Origin of the sequence: Amycolatopsis bullii (assembly GCF_014654205.1) — a bacterium.
In the GTDB taxonomy this organism is placed as follows: Bacteria; Actinomycetota; Actinomycetes; order Mycobacteriales; family Pseudonocardiaceae; genus Amycolatopsis; species Amycolatopsis plumensis.
Genome location: NZ_BNAW01000024.1, coordinates 25,437 through 46,493 on the forward strand (window position 1 = coordinate 25,437; position 21,057 = coordinate 46,493).

Here is a 21,057-nt window from a genome sequence, read left to right on the forward strand (position 1 = left end):
CGATCCCAAAGCTGTCAAGGAGCCATGCGTGTCCGAACCTCGGGTCAGACGGGCCGAGATCGCCATCGAGCAAGCCCACGTCGATCGCGTGTACACCCGTCTGGACGAACTGCGGGTCCAGGCCGAGGCCATGCGCACGAAGGGCTACGAGATCGGCCAGGGGGCGCAGCGCGAGGCGATCTTCGAGCAGGCGTCGATGCTGTTCGAGCGCGACATGATGGTCTACCACGCCAACCAGACGCTGCAGACGCTCGACGCCGAGTACGAAGGCCTCGTCTTCGGACGGCTCGACGACCGCCAGGGGGAACGCACCTACGTCGGCAGGCTCGGCATCCGCGACGCCGAGTTCGACAACCTCGTCACGGACTGGCGCGCGCCCGCCGCGGCGGCGTTCTACCAGGCCACCGCCGAGGAACCGATGGACGTCGTGCGGCGGCGCGTGATCCGGTGCTCGGGCCAGAACGTCCTCGACGTCGACGACGACGTCCTGATCGCCGACGCCGTGCCCGACGACATGCAGATCGTCGGCGAAGGCGCGCTGATGGCCGCACTGGGGCGCTCGCGCGGCGAGAAGATGCGCGACATCGTCGCGACCATCCAGAAGGAGCAGGACGAGGTCATCCGGGCGCCCTGGCGGGGTGTCACCGAGATCACCGGCGGGCCGGGCACCGGCAAGACCGCCGTCGCGCTGCACCGCGCCGCCTACCTGCTCTACCGCTACCGGCGGCAGCTCGGCGGGGCCGGCGTGCTGGTCATCGGGCCGTCCGGGGTGTTCACCAGCTACATCTCGCGGGTTCTCCCCTCGATGGGTGAGACGAACGTCGAGCTGCGCGCCCTCGGCGAGGTCCTGGACGGCCTGGAGGCGACGCGGCAGGACGCGGCGCCGCTGGCCGCCGTCAAGGGGTCGCTGCGGATGCGCAAGGTGCTGCTGCGGGCGCTGCGCGACACGCCGCCGGACGCGCCGGAGGAGATGCGGATCGTCTACCGCGGCGAAGTCCTCAAGCTGAACGCGCGGGAGCTGGAGAGGATCCGCCGCAAGGCCCACACGCAGGGCGCGCCGCCGAACCGGTCGCGGATCCGGGCGGCCGAAATGCTGCTGGACGCCCTCGCCGCGAAGGCCGAAGAGCACGCGAAGGACGACGGCAGGCAGTTCGACCGCGCCGAGCTGATCACCGACCTGGGCGAGCGGATCGACTTCCACCGCTTCCTGGTGGTGTGGTGGCCGGTGCTGTACCCGGCGCAAATCCTCAAGTGGCTGGGCGAGGAGAAGCGGCTGGCGTCGGCGGCGAAGGGCGTGCTCAACCGGCAGGAGATCTCGATGCTGGCCGCGGACTTCGCGGACCGGTCGCGGGGCTGGTCGATCGCGGACGTGGCGCTGCTGGACGAGCTGCGCGTGCTGATCGGGCCGCCGCCGAAGCGCAAGCGGCGTCAGGTGATCGAGGTCGAGCCGGAGCGCTCGGGCGGGGCGCCGACCCGGCCGGAGCACTACGACGAGTACTCGCACGTGGTCGTCGACGAGTCGCAGGACCTTTCGCCGATGCAGTGGCGGATGGTGGGCCGGCGCGGGAAGTACGCGAGCTGGACGGTGGTCGGCGACCCGGTGCAGAGCTCGTGGCCGGACCCGGCGGAGGCGGCTTCGGCGCGCGACCAGGCGTTCGGCGTCAAGACGGCCCGGCGGCGGTACACGCTGCGCACGAACTACCGGAACTCGGCGGAGATCTTCGACCTGGCGGCGAAGGTGGTGGCGGGGCACGCGGAGGCCGGCGAGCTGCCGGTGGCGGTCCGCCGCACCGGGGTGGAGCCGGAGGTCCGCCCGGTGGAGGCGGCCGGCCTGGCCGCGGCGACGCAGGCGGCGGTGAAGGAACTGCTGGGCGCGGTGGAGGGCACGGTCGGCGTCATCACGGCGATGGACCGGGTGCCGGAGATCGCGGGCTGGCTGGCCGGGCAGGCGGACGAGCGGCTGAAGGTCGTGGGCAGCCTGGATTCGAAGGGCCTGGAGTACGACGCGGTGGTGCTCGTGGAGCCGAACGACCTGATCACCGAGTCGACGACCGGGCGGCGGGTGCTGTACGTGGCCCTGACCCGGGCGACGCAGCAGCTGATCGTGCTCGCCTCGAACCCGGACTGGATCCCGGCCGCCTGACCCGAGCCGGACACGCTGAAGGGCCCCTTCGCGAGGCGGGGAGGCGGGTTCCCGTGCCCTCGAAGGAGCCCTTCAGACCCCCGGTGAAATGAACGTCGTGGGACGACACCGTCCGAGGGCATGTCTAGTCGATCCGGGTTGTTCGGTGTCCGCGCTCACCCACCGAACAACAACGCCGAACAACCCGGTCAGGGGCAGGGCGGCGTGTAGTCGAGGTCCGGGAAGCTCTCAGCCCACTCGGCCTCGGTGATCCGCGGCGACACCGCCGCGCAGATCCGCTCGGCCGCCCGGCCGGGATCGGCCTCCCAGAAGCGCACGGTGCCGTCGGCGCCCGCGCCGGCCAGGGTGTGGCCGTCCGGGGCGTACTGCGCGACGTACACGCGGTCGCGCTGCTCGGGCAGCACCGCGTACGGGGTGCCCGTGGCGACGTCCCACAGCCGGATCGTCCGGTCGTAGCTGCCCGACGCCAGCGTCCGGCCGTCGCCGCTGAAGGACACCGACATGGCCACGTCGGCGTGGCCGTCCAGGACCACCGGGGGCGGCACGTGCGCCGGGTCCGTGACGTCCCAGAGGCGCACCATCCGGTCGGCGCTCGCCGTGGCGACGTGCCTGCCGTCGGGGCTGTAGGCGATCGAGAAGATCGTGTCGGTGTGCCCCGCCAGCTTCGCGAGCGGGCGTGGGGCCCGGGGCGCCGAGATGTCCCAGAGCCGGGCGGTGTGGTCCCAGCCCGCGGTGGCGAGCGTCCGGCCGTCGGGGCTGAAGGCGAGGGTGTGGACGTCGTCGTCGTGGCCTTCGAGCTTCGCGATCTCCACCGGCCGCAGGCGGTCGGCCAGGTCCCAGAGCCGGGCGGTGTGGCCGTCGCCCGCGGTGGCCAGCAGCCGGCCGTCCGGGCTGAAGGCGACCGCGTCGACGTCGTCGTGGAGCCGGTTGAACACCACCGGCGGCCCCGGCGCGGCCGGGTCGGTGATGTCCCGCAGCGTCATCGCGTGGTCCCAGCTGCCGGTGGCCAGTGTCCGGCCGTCCGGGCTGACGGCGACGCCGCAGACCGCGTCGCCGAAGCCGTCGATGGTGGCCAGCGCCCGCGGCGCGCGCCGGTCGGTGAGGTCGTGCAGCCGGACGGTTTGGTCGTAGCTGCCGGTGACCAGCAGCTTGCCGCCGGGCCCGAAGGCGACGTGGCACGCCTGGGCCGTGTGCGCGGAGACGGCGGGGCCGGGCAGGTCCCAGAGCCGGGCGGACTGGTCGTCGCTGGCCGTGGCGAGGGTGCGGCCGTCGCGGGTGAACACCGCGGAGACGACCGCGCCGGTGTGCCCGGGCAGGGACTGCAGCTCGCGCGGCTGCTTCGGGTCGGCGACGTCCCACAGCCGGGCCGTGCGGTCGAAGCCGGTGGTGGCCAGCGTGCGGCCGTCGGCGGTGAACGCCACCGAGCGCACGATCGCCTTGTGCGTGGTCAGCGACGCCAGCGGCGCCGGGTGGGCCGGGTCCGCGATGTCCCACAGCCGCGCGGTCTGGTCCTGGCTCGCCGTGGCCAGGACCGGCCCGCCGGGGCTGAACGCGACCGAGTGCACGACGTCGGTGTGCCCGGCCACGACCCCGAGCTGGCTCCGCGAAGCGACGTCCCACACGCGCGAGGTCTTGTCCGCCGACGCCGAGGCGAGCAGCCGCCCGTCCCCGCTGAAGGCCAGGTTGTTGACGTAGGAGGTGTGCCCGGTCAGCTCCCCCGACGGCCGCGGGTGGGCGGGGTCGGTCGTGTCGTAGAACCGGATCGTGCCCTGGACGTCCGCGGTGGCCAGCAGCGGCCCGGCGGGGCTGAACGCGACCGCGTAGGCCTTGCCCTCGTGCCGCTCGATCGTGGTGCCGGGCCCCGGCCGCGCCGGGTCGGAGACGTCCCAGACGCGGACGGTGCCGTCGTAGCCCGCGGTGGCGACGGTCCGGCCGTCGGCGGCGAAGGCGACGTTGTTCACGTTGCCCTCGTGCCCGGCGAGCACGCCCAGCGGCACCGGGTGGTGCGGATCGTGGACGTCCCAGAGCCGGGCCGTGCCGTCCCAGCTGGCCGTGGCGATGACCTGCCCGTCGGGGCGGAGGGCGACGGTGTTGACCCGGCCGGTGTGCCCGGTGAGCCGCGTCGCGTACGGCGAGCCGAACATGCCGAGCAGGCCACTGCGCTCCTCGGCCCCGGGATCGAGGCGGTAGGCGGCGAGCGCGAGCTGCGCGGCCAGCGCGGGGTTCGTGGCGCGCATGGCCAGCGCCTGGCCGGCGACCTTCTGGGCCAGTGCGTCGTTGCGCTGCTCGGTGGCCGTGGTTTCCGCGCGCACGGCGTAGACGGTGGCGGCCACGGCGAAGACCAGCAGCACCGCGAGCAGCGCGACCAGCTGGCGCAGGCGCCGGGTGCGACGGCGGTCGCGTTCCCGCTCGGCGTGCTCGACGGCGAGGCTCGCGTCGAGGAAGCGCCGTTCACGCCGCGACAGCGCCGAGTCCTGGCGCGCGGCCCATTCCCGGGCGATGGCCAGCCGGGTGCCGCGGTAGAGCCAGCCGGGATCCTCGTCGACGGCTTCCCAGGCGCCCGTCGCCTCGGTGAGCTGCCGGTGGACGCGCAGGCCCTCGCGGTCTTCGGTGAGCCACTCGCGCAGCCGCGGCCAGCCGCGGATGAGGGCTTCGTGGGCGATCTCGATGCCGGTGTCGTCGAGGGTGACCAGCCGGGCCGCGGCCAGCTCGCCGAGGACGACGGCGGTGTCCTCCCCCGTGTCGAGCTCGGCGCGGGCGATGCGCCGCTTGGTGTCCTCGGTGCCTTCGCCGAGCGCGGTCATCCGGAGGAAGATCTGCCGCGCCAGCCGCTGCTGCCGCGGGGAAAGCTTCGCGAAGGTGCGTTCGGACGTCTGCGCGATGGCCCGCTCGATGCCGCCGGTGGACTCGTACCCGGCGAGGGTCAGCGTGGTGCCGCGGCGGCGCCGCCACGTCTCCAGCAGCGCGTGCGAAAGCAGCGGCAGCACGCCGGGCTGGCCGGTGGCGTCCGCGACCAGCCGGGAGACCAGGGCGTTCTCGACGCGGTACCCGGTGTCGACGGCGGGCCGCGAGATGGCCTGCCGGAGTTCCTCGGTCGTCATCGGGCCGACCAGGACCTGGGCGTCCTGCATGGCCTCGGCGAGTTCGGCGTGCCGCGCGCAGTGGGTGTAGAAGTCGGTGCGGATGCCGAGGACGACCCGGGTGCGGCTGCCCGGTTCGGTGGTCGCGGTGACGAGCGCGTCGAGGAACCGGGCGCGGTCCCGGTCGTCCTGGCAGAGCGTGAAGACCTCTTCGAACTGGTCGACGACCAGCACGACGTCTTCTTCCTCGCGGTCGGCCAGCTGACGGGCGGCGAGACCGAGGTTGCGCGGGTGCGCGGCGAAGTCGTCGAGCAGGACGCCCGGGGCGACGCCGAGCGCGGCGGCGAACTTGACCGCGCACTCCTGCAGCGGCCGGGGCCCGGGCGTGAGCAGCACGACCGGCCCCTTCACCGAAGGCAGCAGACCGGCCCGCAACAACGACGATTTCCCCGAGCCGGACGCGCCGAGGACGGCGAGAAAACGTTGTCTCGCGAGGCGTTCGACAAGTTTTTCGACAAGTCGTTCCCGGCCGAAAAATCGACCGGCGTCGGCGGGGGTGAAAGCGGCGAGCCCGACGTACGGCGGAATTTCCCCGGATTCCGGCTCGGACGGTGAATCGGCACCGCCGGTGCGCGACTCTTCGGCGACGGCGTGCCAGCGCTCCTCCCATTCCCCGGGTACGCCGCCGCAGGCCCGGACGTAGGCCAAGGTGACCGCCAAGCTGGGGAGTTTCCGCCCACCGGCGGCTTCGGACAGCGTCCCGGCCGAGTAGTGCGCCCGGCGCCCGAGCTCGCGGTAGGTCGGATTTCCGGCGCTCTCGCGCAGCCGCCGCAGATCGGCGGCGAATTCGGTCAGCAGATCGTCCCCGGGATCCAAGGGTCGCTCGGGACGCGGCACCCCGTCCTCCTGTTGTTCATTTTCCGATTCGCCCACCGTAGCCAATGACGCGCGGTCAGGTGGGGGAATCGAAAGACCGGCGAACCGCCTCCCGGTCGACCCCCAGCTCCGCCAGCAGCTCGGCCGCCGGGTCCGGCGGGGCCAGCCGCACCAGCACCCGCAGCAGCCGCGCCGGATCGCGGGGCCGCGGCGTCCCGCGGATGGCTTCGTTGACGACCGCGCGCGCCCCCGACGTCAGCGCGCCCGGGGTCAGCTTCCCGCGCCTCGCCGGGATTCCGGCCGGGCGGAGGCCTTCCACGTCGATGCCGAGCGCGGCCAGCGCGGCCCGGTCCAGCCGGTCCAGTGCGGCGCGGGCCTCGGCCAGGTCCGTGCCGAGCGCCCGCGCGCAGTCCGGGGCGTGCAGCAGGCCCAGCAGCAGGTGTTCGGTGCCGAGCCGGCGGTCGCCGCGGCGGCGCGACTCCTCCAGCGCCGCCGTCACCACCGCGGCGAACGGGCTCTTGGCGATCAGCCGGTCGAGCACGGGCACCTCACTTCCCGTACTTCGCGTGCACGGACTGGCGGGCGACGCCGAGTGCGTCCCCGATCTGCTCCCACGACCAGCCGCGCTCGCGCGCGTGCGCGACGGCCGCCGCTTCCACCTGCTCGGCGAGCCGGTGCAGGGCGCCCACCGCCCGCAGCGCCACCGCCGGGTCCGTTTCCGAGACGCGTCCCGAAAGCTCTTCCGCTTCCACGGTGTGTCAGTCTAGCCTGACATGCGCGTCAGTTTGAACTGACAAACAGGGAGGGTGTCATGGAGATCGCGGTGATCGGAGCGGGCCCGGTGGGCCTGATGCTGGCGGCGGAGCTGCGGCTGGGCGGGGCCGAGGTGGTGGTGTTCGACCGGCGGGCGGCGCCGGACGAGCGCCCGCGGGCCAACGGCCTCGTCGGCCGGATCGTCGAGCAGCTCGACCACCGCGGGCTCCTGGAGCGGTTCCGGGCCGAAGCGGGGTACGGCGGGCCGCTCCCCCGGTTCCCGTTCGGCCCGGTGACCCTGGACTTCGCGCCGCCGAGCCGCCCGCCGCTGTCCGCGCTCATGGTGCAGCAGCCGCGGATGGAGGCCGTCCTGGCCGAGCGCGCCACCGAGCTCGGCGCCGAGATCCGGCGCGGGCACGAACTGGTGAGCCTCGACCCGTTCACCGTCCGCGGCCCGGACGGCGAATACCGCGCGGAGCCGAGGTACGTCGTCGGGTGCGACGGCGCGCACAGCCGCGTCCGCGAGCTGGCCGGCATTGGGTTCCCCGGCACCACCGACGGCGAACTCCTGCGCCTCGGCCACTTCCGGGCGGACGCGCCCCTGTTCGCCTCGGCCACCCGCGGCTGGGACCGCCGGCCGGGCGGGCGCGTGCTGGTGACCTCGCTGACGCCCGGTGTCGTGATCGTCGGCGTCCGCGAGGTGACGCCGGAGCCGCCCGGCGAGCCGACCCCGGAAGAGTTCCACGCCGCCCTCCGCCGGGTCCTCGGCGACGACCTGCCCCTGGGAGAGCCGATCTGGCTGTCGCGGACGACGAGTTCGGCACGGCTCGCCACGCAGTACCGGGCCGGCCACGTGTTCCTGGCCGGCGACGCCGCGCACCTCTTTCCCGCGGGCGGATCTGCGCTCAACGTCGGGCTGCTCGACGCGGTCAACCTCGGCTGGAAGCTCGCCGCCGTCGTCCGCGGTACCGCCGGGGACGCCCTGCTCGACAGCTACCACGCCGAGCGGCACCCGGTGGCGGCACGGACGTTGACGCAGACCCGCGTCCAAGCCCTGCTCGACCGCCTGACCGGCGAGGACGGCGACGCCCTGCGGACGCTCTTCGGCGAGCTGGCGGCGTTCCCGGAAGCGGCCCGGCACCTGGGCGAGCTCCTGCGGGACGCCGACGCGCTGCCGTACGTGCCCGACCTGCCCCTGACCGTCGGCGGCGAGCCGACCCGGGTGGCCGAAGTCATGCGCGCCGCGCGGACCGTGCTGTTCGACTTCGCCGACCGCGCCGACCTGCGCGAAGCCGCCGGGCCGGGCGTGAAGATCGTCACAGCCGCCTGCGCGGACGCCCCGGCCGACGCGCTGCTCGTGCGCCCGGACGGCGTCGTGGCCTTCCGCGGCGGTGCTCCGGCGGACCTCCGGGAAGCAATCGCGGCACCGGGGCGTTGACCCCGGTTGTGAGCTCACTGCCTGACGTGCCGCTGTCCGTGCTCGACCTGTCCCCCGTTTCGGAGGGGAACACCGTCGGCGAGACACTGCGCAACACCCTGGACCTCGCCCGCGCCGCGGAACGGCTGGGCTACCACCGCTACTGGCTCGCCGAGCACCACAACATGCCCGGCATCGCCAGCTCGGCCACGGTCGTGCTGATCGGGCACGTCGCCGACGCCACCGAGCGCATCCGCGTCGGCTCGGGCGGGATCATGCTGCCCAACCACGCACCGCTGGTCGTCGCCGAGCAGTTCGGCACCCTGGAGGCGTTCCACCCGGGCCGGATCGACCTCGGCATCGGCCGCGCGCCCGGGACCGACCAGCGCACGGCCCTCGCCCTGCGCGGCCCGGGCGGGCTGTCGGCGGAGAACTTCCCGGAGCACCTGCAGGAGCTGATCGGCTACTTCGCCCATTCGGAGGCCCGCGGGGTCAACGCGGTGGTGGCCGAGGGCAACCAGCCGCCGGTGTGGCTGCTCGGTTCGAGTGGTTTCAGCGCCCAGCTGGCCGGACGGCTCGGGCTGCCGTTCTCCTTCGCGCACCACTTCGCCGCGGAGAACACCATTCCGGCCGTGCAGCTGTACCGCGAGAACTTCCGGCCCGGGGTGCTCGACGAGCCGTACGTGATGCTCGGCGTGTCCGTGGTCGCCGCGGAAACCGACGAGCGCGCCCGCTTCCTGGCCGGGCCGTCCGGGCTGACGTTCCTCAGCCTCCGCCGCGGCCGCCCGATCGCGCTGCCGACACCGGAGGAGGCCGCGGAGTACCCGTACACCGAGATGGACCGCGCGTTCCTGGCCGAGCGCTTCGGGTCCAGCATCGTCGGCTCGCCGGAGACCGTCCAAAAGGGACTCGAGCAGCTCCTGGCCGACACCGGCGCGAACGAGCTGATGGTCACCACGATGGTCCACGGCCACGCCGACCGCGTCCGCTCCTACGAACTCCTCGCCGCCCTCAAATCCTGACCGGGCCCCGGAACGGACGGGACACACCGTCCGTTCCGATTGGGCCGAATGGGCAGCCACCGCCCGCGGGACCGCTTTTCTTTTCCCTCGCTGACAACAAGATCGAGCCTGTTTGTCAGCACCGGACAAGAAATGTGGGGTTACCAGCCCGTGACCCCGTGATCCTGCTCAAGTTCTTGTCTCCCAGCAAGGCCGTCGTTAGCGTACCGACCAGTAGGAAACGGCACGGTGCCCCCGAGACCGTGAATGGCCGGAATTCGTTGACCCATTCGGACCATTTCCCTTAGCCTTCTCGGGCGTATTCGCCGTGCCGCCGAAACCGCTGGAGGCACACGAATGGCCGAACGGACGACGACGGCGTCGTTCCCGGGGGCGGCCGCACTGCGGCAGACCGGACGGCTCTACGGGCTCGGCCTCGACGTCGTCCGGCTGACCTTCCGCCGCCCGTTCCAGGTGCGGGAGCTGATCCAGCAGTTCTGGTTCATCGCGAGCGTGTCGATCCTGCCGACGGCGCTGGTCTCGATCCCGTTCGGCGCGGTGATCGCGCTGCACATCGGCTCGCTGACCACGCAGATCGGCGCCCAGTCCTTCACCGGCGCGGCGAGCGTGCTGGCGATCATCCAGCAGGCCAGCCCGATCGTCACGGCGCTGCTCATCGCCGGCGCGGGTGGCAGCGCGATGTGCGCCGACCTCGGCTCCCGCACCATCCGCGAAGAGATCGACGCGATGGAGGTGCTCGGCGTCTCGCCCGTGCAGCGCCTGATCGTGCCGCGGGTGCTCGCCGCGATGGGCGTCGCGGTCTTCCTCAACGGCATGGTCAGCGTGGTCGGCGTGCTCGGCGGCTACTTCTTCAACGTGATCATGCAGCACGGCACCCCGGGTGCCTACCTGGCCAGCTTCTCGGCCCTGGCCCAGCTGCCCGACCTGTGGATCAGCGAGATCAAGGCGATCATCTTCGGCTTCGTCGCCGGGGTCGTCGCCTCCTACCGCGGCCTCAACCCCAAGGGCGGCCCGAAGGGTGTCGGCGACGCGGTCAACCAGTCCGTGGTCATCACGTTCCTGCTGCTGTTCGTGCTGAACCTGATCCTCACCACCGTCTACCTGCAACTCGTTCCGCCCAAGGGGAGCTGAAGTGACGACCACGGACCTCCCGAGAGCCGCGCGAGTACGCGAGGCCGTCGACCGCCGGTTCGGCTTCCTCGACACCCTCGGCGACCAGATCCTCTTCTTCCTCCGCGCGATCGCCTGGACCCCGCGGGCCCTGCACCGCTACCTGCGCGAGGTCGTCCGCCTGCTGGCCGAGGTCAGCTTCGGCAGCGGCGCGCTGGCCGTCATCGGCGGCACGATCGGCGTGATGATCGGGATGACCGTGGCCACCGGCACGGTCGTCGGCCTCCAGGGCTACTCCGCGCTGAACCAGGTCGGGACCTCGGCGTTCGCCGGGTTCGTCTCCGCCTACTTCAACACCCGCGAAATCGCGCCGCTCGTCTCCGGTCTCGCCCTGAGTGCCACGGTCGGCTGCGGCTTCACCGCGCAGCTCGGCGCGATGCGGATTTCCGAAGAGATCGACGCCCTCGAAGTCATGGGCATCCCCAGCGTCCCGTACCTGGTGACGACCCGGGTGATCGCCGGCTTCCTCGCCGTCATCCCGCTCTACGCGATCGGGCTGCTGTCGAGCTACCTCGCTTCGCGGCAGGTCACCGTGTGGTTCTTCGGCCAGTCCGCCGGCACCTACGACCACTACTTCCTGCTGTTCCTGCCCCCCGGCGACGTGCTGTGGTCGTTCGGGAAGGTCCTGGTGTTCAGCGTCGTGGTGGTCCTGGCCCACTGCTACTACGGCTTCCGCGCGAGCGGCGGCCCGGCCGGCGTCGGGGTCGCGGTGGGCCGCGCGGTGCGCACCGCGATCGTCGCGATCAGCGTCCTCGACTTCTTCCTGTCCCTGGCGATCTGGGGCGCGACGACGACCGTGCAGGTGGCCGGATGAGACGCGAAACCCGCCGCAAGGCCGGGGTCCGCACCGCGGGCGTGCTGTTCCTCGTGGTGATGGGCGTGCTGGTGACGCTGTCGATCAAGGTCTACGACAAGGACTTCGTCACCACGGTCCCGGTGACGCTCAAGGCGAGCCGGATCGGCAACCAGCTCTCCCCGGGCGGTCAGGTCAAGGCCCGTGGCGTGCTCGTCGGCGAGATCCGCGACGTCCGGGCGACGCCGCAGGGCGCCGAGATAGCGCTTGCTCTCGAGCCGGGCAAGGTGGACATGCTGCCCCGCAACGTCTCCGCGCTGCTCGTGCCGAAGACGCTGTTCGGCGAGCGGTACGTCCAGCTGTCCATCCCGGACGGCGAGCGGGCCCCGCACCTGGTCGCCGGCGACGTCATCGAGCAGGACCGGTCGGCGAACGCGGTCGAGCTGGAACGGGTCTTCGACAACCTGCTGCCGGTCCTGCAGGCGGTCCAGCCGCAAAAGCTGGCGACGACGCTGACCGCGGTCTCGACCGCCTTGGAGGGACGCGGCGAGCAGCTCGGGAAGACCATCGGCACCGCCGCGGACTACCTGAAGGAGTTCAACCCCGACGTCCCGCAGCTGACCTCGGACCTGCAGGACCTGGCGAAGGTTTCCCGGCTCTACGGCGACATCGCGCCCGACCTGCTGGACGCGCTCACCGCCTCCGCCGTCACGCTCAACACGGTCAAGGAGAAGCAGGCCGACCTGGGCGGGGTCTACCAGCAGGTGACGTCGTCGTCCCAGGAGGTCGCCGCGTTCCTGGCCACCAACCGGGACAACCTCATCTCCCTGGCCGCCGACAGCCGCGCGCCGCTGGAGATCGCGGCGAAGTACTCCCCCAGCTTCGCCTGCACGATCGGCTCCCTCAACGCACTGAGGAAATCCATGGACAAGGTGCTCGGCGCGGGCACGAAGGAACCGGGCTTCCACGCCGAGGTCGCGGTCGTCCCCGACAGCGGCAAGTACCTGCCCGGCCGGGACGACCCGCGCTTCACCGGCGGCGGCGAGCCGCGGTGCTACCCCTCCGGCGTCTCCCCGACGGTCGGCACCGCCGCGGCGGCTCCCGGCACCACCGGGCACCCGCTGCTCACCGGCGGCCAGGGTGACCTCGGGCTCGCGAACTCGCCGCAGGAGCAGCAGCTGCTGTCCAGTTTGGTCGCCCCGTCGATCGGGGTGCCGACGGCCGAGGTCCCGGCCTGGAGCAGCGTGCTCGTCGGCCCGCTCTACCGCGGCACGGAGGTGACGCTCAAGTGAGGAACATCGCCGCCCCGCTGATCAAGAGCCTCGTCTTCATCGCCGTCACGGCGCTGGCCACGACCCTGCTGGCCATCTCCATCACGAACTCCGGTGTCGGTGCCACCGAGCGCTACACGGCCAAGTTCCTCGACGCGACTTCGCTCAACGTCGGCGACGACGTGCGCATCTCCGGGGTCCGCGTCGGCCAGGTCGAATCGCTGGAGATCGGCGACCGCAACCGGGCGGTGGTCGGGTTCTCCCTCGACCAGGGCCGCCGGCTGCCCGCCGACGTCCACGCGGTCATCAAGTACCGCAACATGGTCGGCCAGCGGTACGTCGCCCTGGAACGCGGGAACACCGGCACCCGGGAGCAGTTGCCGCAGGGCGCCGAGATCCCGCTGGACCGCACGACCCCCGCGCTCGACCTCACCGACCTGTTCAACGGGTTCAAGCCGCTGTTCCAGGCCCTGTCCCCGAACGACGTCAACGAGCTCTCCGGCGAGCTCGTCCAGGTGCTGCAGGGCGAAGGCGGCACCGTCGAGAGCCTGCTGCAGCACACCGGTTCGCTGACCACCACCCTCGCCTCGCGCGACAAGGTGATCGGCGAGGTGATCGGGAACCTCAACACGGTCCTGAACACGGTCAACGGCAAGGGCGACGCGCTGGCGAACCTGGTGTCCACCCTGCGGCAGCTGGTGTCCGGGCTGGCCGGCGACCGCGCCGCGATCGGCGACGCCATCAGCGGGATCGGCGCGCTGACCGAGTCCACCGCCGGGTTGTTCGAGCAGGCCCGCCCGCCGCTGAAGGACAGCATCGCCGGCCTGCGGGAGGTCGCGGGCACGCTGGCCCAGAACCAGTCCGATGTGGACAGCTTCCTGACCAACCTGCCGGTGAAGTTCAACGAAATCGGCCGGACCGCCTCCTACGGATCGTGGATGAACTTCTTCCTCTGCCGCGCCACGCTCGAAGCGGCGCCGCCGCGGGGTGTGCTGACGCAGACGGCGAGGTGCGGCTCGTGAAGTCCTTCAAGGAACGCAACCCGATCGCCCTCGGCGTCGTGGGCAGCATCGGCCTGGCCGCGCTGCTCACCCTCACGCTCAACTACGACAACCTGCCGATCGTCGGCGGCGGCACCACCTACGAGGCCGAGTTCTCCGAGGCCGCCGGCCTGCAGCCCGACGACGAGGTCCGGATCGCCGGCATCAAGGTCGGCGAGGTCCGCTCGGTCGCGCTGGCCGACGACCACGTCCTGATCTCCTTCCGGGTCAAGAACGCCTGGGTCGGCGACCGCACCTCCGCCGAGATCAAGATCAAGACGTTGCTGGGCCGCAAGTTCCTCGCGCTGAACCCCACCGGCGACGACGTCCAGGACCCCGGGCGGCCGATCCCGCGGACCCGGACGGTCACGCCCTACGACGTCACCGACGCCTTCAACGGCCTCGCCGACACCGTGGGCGCGATCGACACCAAGCAGCTCGCGGACAGCTTCACCACGTTGTCGGACACCTTCCGCAACTCCCCCGAGCACGTCCGCAGCGCGCTCGACGGGCTGTCCCAGCTGTCCAAGACGGTCTCCAGCCGGGACGGCGAACTCGCCGAACTGCTGGCCAACGCGCGGAAGCTGACCACGACGCTGGCGAACTCGAACGACGACTTCGAGAAGCTGATCGGCGACGGCAACCTGCTGCTCACCGAGCTCAACAGCCGCCGCGACGCGATCCGCGACCTGCTGGACGGCTCGGCGCGGCTGGCCGGCCAGCTCAGCGGGCTGGTGCAGGACAACAACGACGCGCTCAAGCCGGCCCTGCAGTCGCTCAACCAGGTCACGGACCTGCTCAAGCGGCAGAACGACAACCTGAGCAAGGGCCTGCAGCTGGCCGGCCCGTACTTCCGGGTGCTCGACAACGCGGCGGGCAACGGCCGCTGGATCGACGCCTACCTGTGCGGGCTGCTGCCCGAAAACCACGACCCCTGCACCCCGCCGAAGAACCCGGGAGGAGCGAAGTGAGCGCGCTGACCACCACCCGCGCCGGCGTACTGGCGAGCCGGTTCGTCGCCGCCGCCCTGCTGCTCGCCCTCGTCGTGTCGGCGGCGCTGTGGTGGGTGTTCTCCGGCTCCGGGCAGCACCACGTCACGGCGTTCTTCACGCGCGCGGTCGGCGTCTACCCCGGCTCGGACGTCCGCGTGCTCGGCGTCCGGATCGGCCAGGTCGACAAGGTCACCCCGCACGGCGAGCAGGTGCAGGTGGACCTGAGCGTCGACGGCTCGGTCGGCGTCGCCGAGGACACCACGCTCCTGGTGATCGCCCCGAGCGTCGTCGCCGACCGTTACCTGCAGTTCGCCAAGCCCGCCCGCGGCGGGCCCCGGCTGCCGGACGGCGCGACGATCCCGGTCCAGCGGACGGCCACCCCGGTGGAGCTCGACCAGCTCTACGCCAGCCTCGACACGATCTCGAAGGCCCTGGGCCCGGACGGCGCCAACTCCCAGGGCGCGCTGTCGGACCTGCTGAAGACCGGCGCGCAGACCCTGCAGGGCAACGGCCGCGCGTTCAACGACAGCGTCCGCAACTTCGCCCAGCTGGCCCGCACGCTGGCCGGCAACTCGGGCGACCTGTTCGGCACGGTCGACGAGCTGCAGCGGTTCACCACCATGCTGGCCACCAACGACAGCCAGGTGAGCACCGTGAACCGGCAGCTGGCCGAGATCTCCGGCACCCTCGCGGCCAACAGCGGCGAGCTGGCGCAGGCCCTCGACGGCCTCGGCCGCGCGCTCGGCGACGTCCAGGCGTTCATCCGAGACAACCGCGGCGCCCTCAAGGCCAATGTCGACAACCTGGTGACGACCACGCGGACCCTCGTCGAGCAGCGCGCGTCGCTGGCCGAAACGCTCGACGTCGCGCCGCTGGCGGTGTCGAACGTGCTCAACGCGGTCGACCCGGCCACCGGGCGGCTGCTGGGCCGCGGCAACTTCGACTACTACCTCCAGCCGCCGCTGCCGTTGCCGGTCACCGGCGACACTTACACGAATGGAGGCGGGCGATGAAGCGCGTGCTCGCCGTCTTCGCCGTCGGCTGCCTGACACTGGCGGGCTGCTCGTCCGGGGAGTTCAAGGGCGTCTACGACCTGCCGCTGCCGGGCGGTGCCGACGTCGGCGACCACCCGTACTCGGTGACCGTGCAGTTCGCCGACGTGCTCGACCTGGTGCCGCAGGCCGCGGTGAAGGTCGGGGACGTCCCGGTCGGCCGGGTGCGCGAAGTCCGGCTGGGCGGGGACGGCTGGACGGCCGAAACCGTGCTGGAGGTCAACGGCGACGTCGTGCTGCCCGCCAACGCGGTCGCGCGGCTGCGCCAGTCCAGCCTGCTCGGCGAGAAGTTCGTCGAGCTGGCTCCCCCGGACGGCGAAGCGCAGAACGCTTCCGGGAACGGCCGGCTGGCGAACGGCGCCACGATCACCCTGGACCGCACCAACCGCAACCCCGAGTTCGAAGAGATCTTCGGCGCCCTTTCCCTGCTGCTCAACGGCGGCGGGATCGGGCAGCTGCAGACGATCAACCGTGAACTGTCGAAGGTGATGGACGGCAACGAAGACCAGATCCGGTCGTTCCTCTCCGGGGTGAACACCCTGATGACCGACCTGGACGCCCACCGCTCGGACATCACCGCGGCGCTCGACGGGCTGAACCGGCTGTCGGCCACCCTCGCCGACCGCCACGAGCAGATCTCCGGCGCGCTGACCGATCTGACGCCCGGGCTGAAGACACTCACCGAGCAGCGCACGCAGCTCGTCTCGATGCTGCAGTCGCTGGACCGGCTCGGCACGGTCGCCACCGACGTCGTCGACCGCAGCCGCGCCGACATGGTGGCCGACCTGCGGGCGCTGGCGCCGATCCTCGAGCAGCTGGCCGCGGCCGGGGAGAACCTGCCGCAGTCGCTGCAGATGCTGCCGACGTTCCCGTTCCCGGACTCGGCGCTGAACGCGGTGAAGGGCGACTACGTCAACGCCTTCGTCTCGATGATCCCGGCACCCGGCGTGCCGCTGCCCCCGCTCGGCGAGGGTGTCCCGCCGGGCCTGCCGACGTTCCCGAGCAGCTCGGCCCCGGCTCCCTCCGGAGGCCGCTGATGCTGAGCACCAGAGTGCGCGTCCAGGTCGTCCTATTCGTCGTGATCGCGCTGGCCACGACGGCGTTCGTCGGCGCGAACTACGCCGGGCTGGGCCGGCTGTTCGGGTCCGGCAGCTACACGGTGAAGCTCGAACTCGCCGAAGGCGGCGGGCTGTTCACCAACGGCGAGGTCACCTACCGCGGCGTCGCCGTCGGCCGGGTCGGCGAGCTGCGGCTCACCGTCACCGGGATGGAGGCGGACCTGCTGATCGACGACGCGGCCCCGCCCATCCCGGCCGACTCGCGGGCCGTGGTGGCGAACCGCTCGGCGGTCGGCGAGCAGTACGTCGACCTGCAGCCACGTACGGCCGACGCGCCCTACCTCGACGGCAACTCGGTGATCCGGCGCGAGTCGACGACGCTGCCGCTGCCGGTCAACAGCCTGCTGACCGACCTGGACTCGTTCACCGCGTCGGTGCCGACCCAGGACCTGCGCACGGTGGTGAACGAGCTCGACGACGCCCTGCGCGGCGCGGGCCCGGACCTGCAGACACTGATGGACTCGGCGACGACGTTCACCCAGGAGGCGAGCAGCCACCTGCCGCAGACGTCGAAGCTGATCGGCGACGGCGCCACGGTGCTGCGGACCCAGGTCGACTCCGCCGGGGAGTGGCGTTCGTTCAGCAGCAACGCCCGCACCTTCGCCCAGCAGCTGGCCGCCTCGGACGGCGACCTGCGGCGGCTGATCGCGGCCGCCCCGCCGGCGGCGTCGGAGCTCGGTGGCCTGCTGAAGGAGAACGACCCCGGCCTGCCGATCCTGCTGGCCAACCTGCTGACGACGGCCCGGGTGTTCGGCACCCGTACCGCGGCGGAGGAGCAGCTGCTGGCGGACGTGCCGCGCGCGGTCGCGACGGTCGGGTCGGCGTTGAACGACCGGGGCGACCAGCTGCGGATGGGGCTGGTGCTGAACTTCAACGACCCACCGCCCTGCCGCCAGGGCTACGAGAAGACGCCGGACCGGCCGAGCAACGACCTCTCGCCGATGCCGTTCAACACCGACGCGGCCTGCACGCTCCCGTACGGGAACCCGAGCTCGGTGCGCGGCTCGCAGAACGGGTCGCACCCGCCGGTGCCGTCCCCGGTGCCGCCGGGCGGGCTGACCGGCCCGCTCGGGCTCGGCACGCAGGCGACGGCGACGAGCCTCGAGGAGATGCTGTGGCTGCGGTGAAACTCGCGTCGGTGGCCGTGACCGCGGCGGCGGCCGTGTTCGCCGGCTGGTCGGGGTACTCGTGGTACTCGGCGGCCCACGCGACTTCGGTGACGTACGGGGCGGCCCGCGACGAGGCACTGACCACCGGCCGCACGCTGGTGGCCGAGCTGAACACGCTGGACTACCACGACGTGAACGGCGGCCTGGGCAAGTGGCTGGCGGCCTCGACGGGCCCGCTGCACGACCAGCTGGCCCGCACGGACGAGACCACGAAGAAGACCCTGGCAGCCAACGCCACGGTGGCGACGGGCCGCGTGGTGGACGCGGCCCTGAGCGAGCTGGACGAGCACGCGGGCACGGCGAAGATGCTGGCCTCGGTGGAGATCACGATGGCCAAGCAGGGAACGGCCCCGGCGGTCAAGCGCAACCGTTTCGCGGCGGCGCTGAGCCGGACGCCGGACGGGTGGAAGCTGAGCGCGCTGGACCAGCTGCCGGTGGGTGCCCGATGAGCCGCGCGAAGACGGTGACGCCGGTGGAGCCGCCCGAAGCCGAGACCACCACCGAATCTGCCGCTCCCGCCGGCGAGGCCGACGCCACTGCGGCCCAGCCGAGCGCCGAAGGCGGCGGGGCCGCGCCGACCGAAGCCGCCGCCCCCGCCGAGAACCCGACCACCGACTCCGCGCCCACCGCCGAGGAGGAAGCGGCCGAGCCCGAAGCCGCCGAAACCGACCCGGCCAAGGCCCAAGGCAGCGGCGCAGCCCCGCCAACCGAAGCCGCCTCCACCGCCGAGACCGGCAGCACCACCACAGACTCCGCGCCCGCCGCCGAGGAGGAAGCGGCCGAGCCCGAAGCCGCTCCCGCCAGGGCCCAGCCCGTCTGGCGCCGCCTTCCCGTCCTCCTCCTCGCCGCCACCCTCGTCCTCACCGGGGCCGGTGTCTGGTTCACCCTCGAAGCCCGCTCCGCCGCGGCCGATCCCGCCGCCGCGAACCTCGCGCTCACCGATGTCGCCGGCACCGCCGACGTCACCTCCGCCGTCACCCTCGCCGTCAACCGGATCTTCTCCTATTCCTACGACCGGACCGACGTCACCGAAAAGGCCGCGGCCGCCGTGCTGCGCGGGCCGGCCAAGGATTCCTACGACAAGCTCTTCGCCGAAGTCCGGCGCAAGGCGCCGGAGCAGAAACTCGTACTCTCTTCGCGCGTTTCCGCCATCGCCGTCCAGGAACTGAAGAATGGTCACGCGCGGTTACTCGTCTTTCTCGATCAATCAGCCGTCCGGGCCGACAACAATGCGACCGACACGGCCGCGGCGCAGCTTTCCGTGACCGCGGAGCACACCACGGGCGGCTGGGTCATCACCGAGCTCGAACCCCGCTGACCCGGTCCGCCGCAGTACCGCACGTCACCGTTTCCGGGAGCACCCGGAAACGGCCGGAAAACGCACAAGGAGGACAACCATGTCCGTGGCAACGAAGCTGAAGAGACTGGCCGTGCTCACGTCGGCGGCGACCGTGGCGATGACCGTGGTCACCGCGACCCCGGCGTCGGCCGAGGTCATCCCGTTCCCGGTCTCCTTCGCGGTGACCGGCAACACGGTGGTGAAGAAGACCGGCAGCACCATGAACCTCGGCCCCGGCACCCTGGCCGGCAACCTGCTCGTCAACGACGAGACCGGCGAGGTCGGCCTGAGCGCGGACCTGAGCCTCCCGCCGTCCCAGGCGAACATCTCGCTGGTTTCCGGCCTGTTCCGGATCAAGGCGACGGTGAAGGTGGTCCCGCTCGGCCCGGCCACCGGCACCCTGGCCGACGCCACGCTGACCACGCACGCCAAGGCCAACATGGAGATCAGCAACATCTGGGTCGGTCTGCTCGCGCCGGTCATCCCGCTGCCCACGGTGCCGAGCGCCTGCAAGACGAAGACCCCGATCGAGCTGAACCTGGTGGCCAAGGACATCGACATCTTCTCGCCGATCAACGTCTCGGCCGACTACACGATCCCGGAGTTCACCAACTGCTGGATCGCCGACATCGCCCTCGGAGCGATGGTTTCGGGGCCGGGCAACAAGATCAACCTCACCCTGACCCCCAACGCCACGAGCTGACCCACCGGGTGGCGGGCGCACCGCCCGCCACCCGCCCGCTCAGCACGGCGCGGTGGGATCTTCCTTCAGCCCGAAGCTGTCGCTGTCCCCGGCCGAGACCGCGAAGACCGGCCCGCACGGGAGCGGGTCCGGGAAGGTCTCGCCGACGACGTTCGAACCCCACGCGATGATGTCGCCGTTGGCCTTGAAGGCCAGGTTGTGGTTGGCCCCGGCATCGATGCCCACGACGTCCGACAACGCCGCATCGGGGACGGTCGCCTGGCCGTAGTTGTTGCGGCCCCACGCGTAGACGCGGCCGTCCTTCAGGGCGATGCTGTGCTGGAACCCGGCGGACACCGCGGTGACCCCCGACGACAGGGCCGACGGCACGGCCGCCTGCCCGTAGACGTTGCTGCCCCACGCCAGCACGCCGCCGTTCTTGATCGCCAGGTTGTGGTCGCCGCCGGCGGCGATCGCGGTCACGCCGGACTGCGCGGCCGCCGGCACGTCGGTCCGGGTGCCCCAGCTCACCACCTGACCGTTCTGCTTGAGGGCCAGGCTGTGCATGTAGGACGTCGCGATCGCCGTGACACCGCTGGTCACCGAGGCGGGCAGGTCGGTCTGGCCGTACCAGTCGTTGCCCCAGGCCAGTACCGCGCCGTTCTTGAGCGCGAGCTCGTGTCCCCAGCCCGACGCGATCTGGCCGACCCCGGACAACGCCGCCGCGGGCACTTCGTTGGCGCCCCAGTTGTTCGCGCCCCACGCGAGGACGGTCCCGCCCTTCAACGCGAGCACGGTCGTGGTGCCCGCGGACACGGCGGTGACGCCGGTCAGCGCCTCCGCCGGGGGAACGGTGACGCCGAAGTCCGGCTTTCCCCAGCCGATCACCCCGCCCACGGTGGCCGCGGACGCCGGCGACGCGCAGAGCGACAGGGCCAGCGCCGCCGAGACCGTCAATGCGGCTCCCCTGAGCGATACCCGTTCACAACGTGAAGCAAGTGGCACGGTAGTCTCCTTTCTCCCGTTTCGTTATCCCGGATTGCTTCGGCAAGATCGTGAATGGTAGACCGTTCTGAACGCGGTTCGGCCACGCGGTGGTTCTTTGTCAAGATCCGATGAAACCACCGCCGGTCCTGCGCG

Annotated in this window: 18 protein-coding genes; 14 read left to right on the top strand and 4 right to left on the bottom strand. The window is 71.9% G+C overall.

Features of this window, described 5'->3' with window-relative positions:
- Positions 1–28 precede the first annotated feature (28 nt).
- Positions 29–2,143: a HelD family protein gene (locus tag IE317_RS24850; protein WP_191313744.1), complete on the top strand. Its 2,115-nt coding sequence runs from the start codon at positions 29–31 to the stop codon at positions 2,141–2,143.
- 188 nt (positions 2,144–2,331) lie between these two features.
- Here IE317_RS24850 and IE317_RS24855 read toward each other — a convergent pair whose 3' ends face one another.
- Genes IE317_RS24855 through IE317_RS24865 form a run of 3 tightly spaced genes read right to left on the bottom strand, consistent with a single transcriptional unit; the run spans position 2,332 to position 6,851 of the window.
- The gene (locus IE317_RS24855) at positions 2,332–6,120 is read right to left on the bottom strand and encodes an nSTAND1 domain-containing NTPase (RefSeq protein WP_444859547.1); all 3,789 of its coding nucleotides are present in this window, start codon (positions 6,118–6,120) and stop codon (positions 2,332–2,334) included.
- A gap of 55 nt (positions 6,121–6,175) precedes the next feature.
- On the bottom strand, positions 6,176–6,646 hold the full coding sequence (locus IE317_RS24860; RefSeq protein ID WP_191313745.1) for a Clp protease N-terminal domain-containing protein: 471 nt from the start codon (positions 6,644–6,646) through the stop codon (positions 6,176–6,178).
- A 1-nt stretch (position 6,647) separates the two neighbouring features.
- Positions 6,648–6,851, bottom strand: coding sequence for a helix-turn-helix domain-containing protein (locus IE317_RS24865; RefSeq protein WP_013223678.1), 204 nt, complete (start codon positions 6,849–6,851; stop codon positions 6,648–6,650).
- A gap of 59 nt (positions 6,852–6,910) precedes the next feature.
- Here IE317_RS24865 and IE317_RS24870 point away from each other — a divergent pair, with 59 nt between their 5' ends.
- The 13 genes from IE317_RS24870 (at position 6,911) to IE317_RS24930 (ending at position 19,938) form a co-directional block, all read left to right on the top strand.
- A complete protein-coding gene (locus IE317_RS24870; protein WP_191313746.1) occupies positions 6,911–8,290 on the top strand; it encodes an FAD-dependent monooxygenase in 1,380 nt (459 codons plus the stop codon).
- Between the two features lie 8 nt (positions 8,291–8,298).
- Positions 8,299–9,291, top strand: a complete 993-nt coding sequence (locus tag IE317_RS24875; protein ID WP_229902898.1) for an LLM class flavin-dependent oxidoreductase — start codon at positions 8,299–8,301, stop codon at positions 9,289–9,291.
- 336 nt (positions 9,292–9,627) lie between these two features.
- Positions 9,628–10,422, top strand: coding sequence for an MlaE family ABC transporter permease (locus tag IE317_RS24880; protein ID WP_191313747.1), 795 nt, complete (start codon positions 9,628–9,630; stop codon positions 10,420–10,422).
- A gap of 1 nt (position 10,423) precedes the next feature.
- Positions 10,424–11,275, top strand: coding sequence for an MlaE family ABC transporter permease (locus IE317_RS24885; protein ID WP_043780662.1), 852 nt, complete (start codon positions 10,424–10,426; stop codon positions 11,273–11,275).
- Positions 11,272–12,546, top strand: a complete 1,275-nt coding sequence (locus tag IE317_RS24890) for an MCE family protein (RefSeq protein WP_191313748.1) — start codon at positions 11,272–11,274, stop codon at positions 12,544–12,546. Before IE317_RS24885 ends, IE317_RS24890 begins: the two co-directional genes overlap by 4 nt.
- Complete coding sequence (locus IE317_RS24895; RefSeq protein ID WP_191313749.1) at positions 12,543–13,547, top strand: MCE family protein; 1,005 nt, start codon at positions 12,543–12,545, stop codon at positions 13,545–13,547. The genes IE317_RS24890 and IE317_RS24895 overlap by 4 nt, the downstream gene beginning before the upstream one ends.
- Positions 13,544–14,536 carry an MCE family protein gene (locus tag IE317_RS24900; RefSeq protein WP_191313750.1) on the top strand — a complete coding sequence of 331 codons (993 nt, stop codon included), beginning with the start codon at positions 13,544–13,546 and terminating at the stop codon, positions 14,534–14,536. Before IE317_RS24895 ends, IE317_RS24900 begins: the two co-directional genes overlap by 4 nt.
- Entirely contained in the window at positions 14,533–15,570 is a 1,038-nt protein-coding gene (locus tag IE317_RS24905; protein ID WP_191313751.1) for an MCE family protein, read from the top strand. Before IE317_RS24900 ends, IE317_RS24905 begins: the two co-directional genes overlap by 4 nt.
- Positions 15,567–16,646 (top strand): MCE family protein, encoded by a 1,080-nt coding sequence (locus IE317_RS24910; protein WP_191313752.1) that lies wholly within the window; start codon positions 15,567–15,569, stop codon positions 16,644–16,646. Before IE317_RS24905 ends, IE317_RS24910 begins: the two co-directional genes overlap by 4 nt.
- On the top strand, positions 16,646–17,854 hold the full coding sequence (locus IE317_RS24915) for an MCE family protein (protein WP_191313753.1): 1,209 nt from the start codon (positions 16,646–16,648) through the stop codon (positions 17,852–17,854). Before IE317_RS24910 ends, IE317_RS24915 begins: the two co-directional genes overlap by 1 nt.
- The gene (locus IE317_RS24920; protein ID WP_191313754.1) at positions 17,842–18,345 is read left to right on the top strand and encodes a hypothetical protein; all 504 of its coding nucleotides are present in this window, start codon (positions 17,842–17,844) and stop codon (positions 18,343–18,345) included. Before IE317_RS24915 ends, IE317_RS24920 begins: the two co-directional genes overlap by 13 nt.
- On the top strand, positions 18,342–19,214 hold the full coding sequence (locus IE317_RS24925) for a hypothetical protein (protein WP_191313755.1): 873 nt from the start codon (positions 18,342–18,344) through the stop codon (positions 19,212–19,214). The genes IE317_RS24920 and IE317_RS24925 overlap by 4 nt, the downstream gene beginning before the upstream one ends.
- Positions 19,215–19,293: 79 nt before the next feature.
- The gene (locus tag IE317_RS24930; RefSeq protein ID WP_191313756.1) at positions 19,294–19,938 is read left to right on the top strand and encodes a hypothetical protein; all 645 of its coding nucleotides are present in this window, start codon (positions 19,294–19,296) and stop codon (positions 19,936–19,938) included.
- A gap of 39 nt (positions 19,939–19,977) precedes the next feature.
- On the opposite strand, the gene IE317_RS24935 is transcribed toward IE317_RS24930, so the two are convergent.
- On the bottom strand, positions 19,978–20,874 hold the full coding sequence (locus IE317_RS24935) for an RCC1 domain-containing protein (RefSeq protein WP_191313757.1): 897 nt from the start codon (positions 20,872–20,874) through the stop codon (positions 19,978–19,980).
- Between the last annotated feature and the right edge of the window lie 183 nt (positions 20,875–21,057).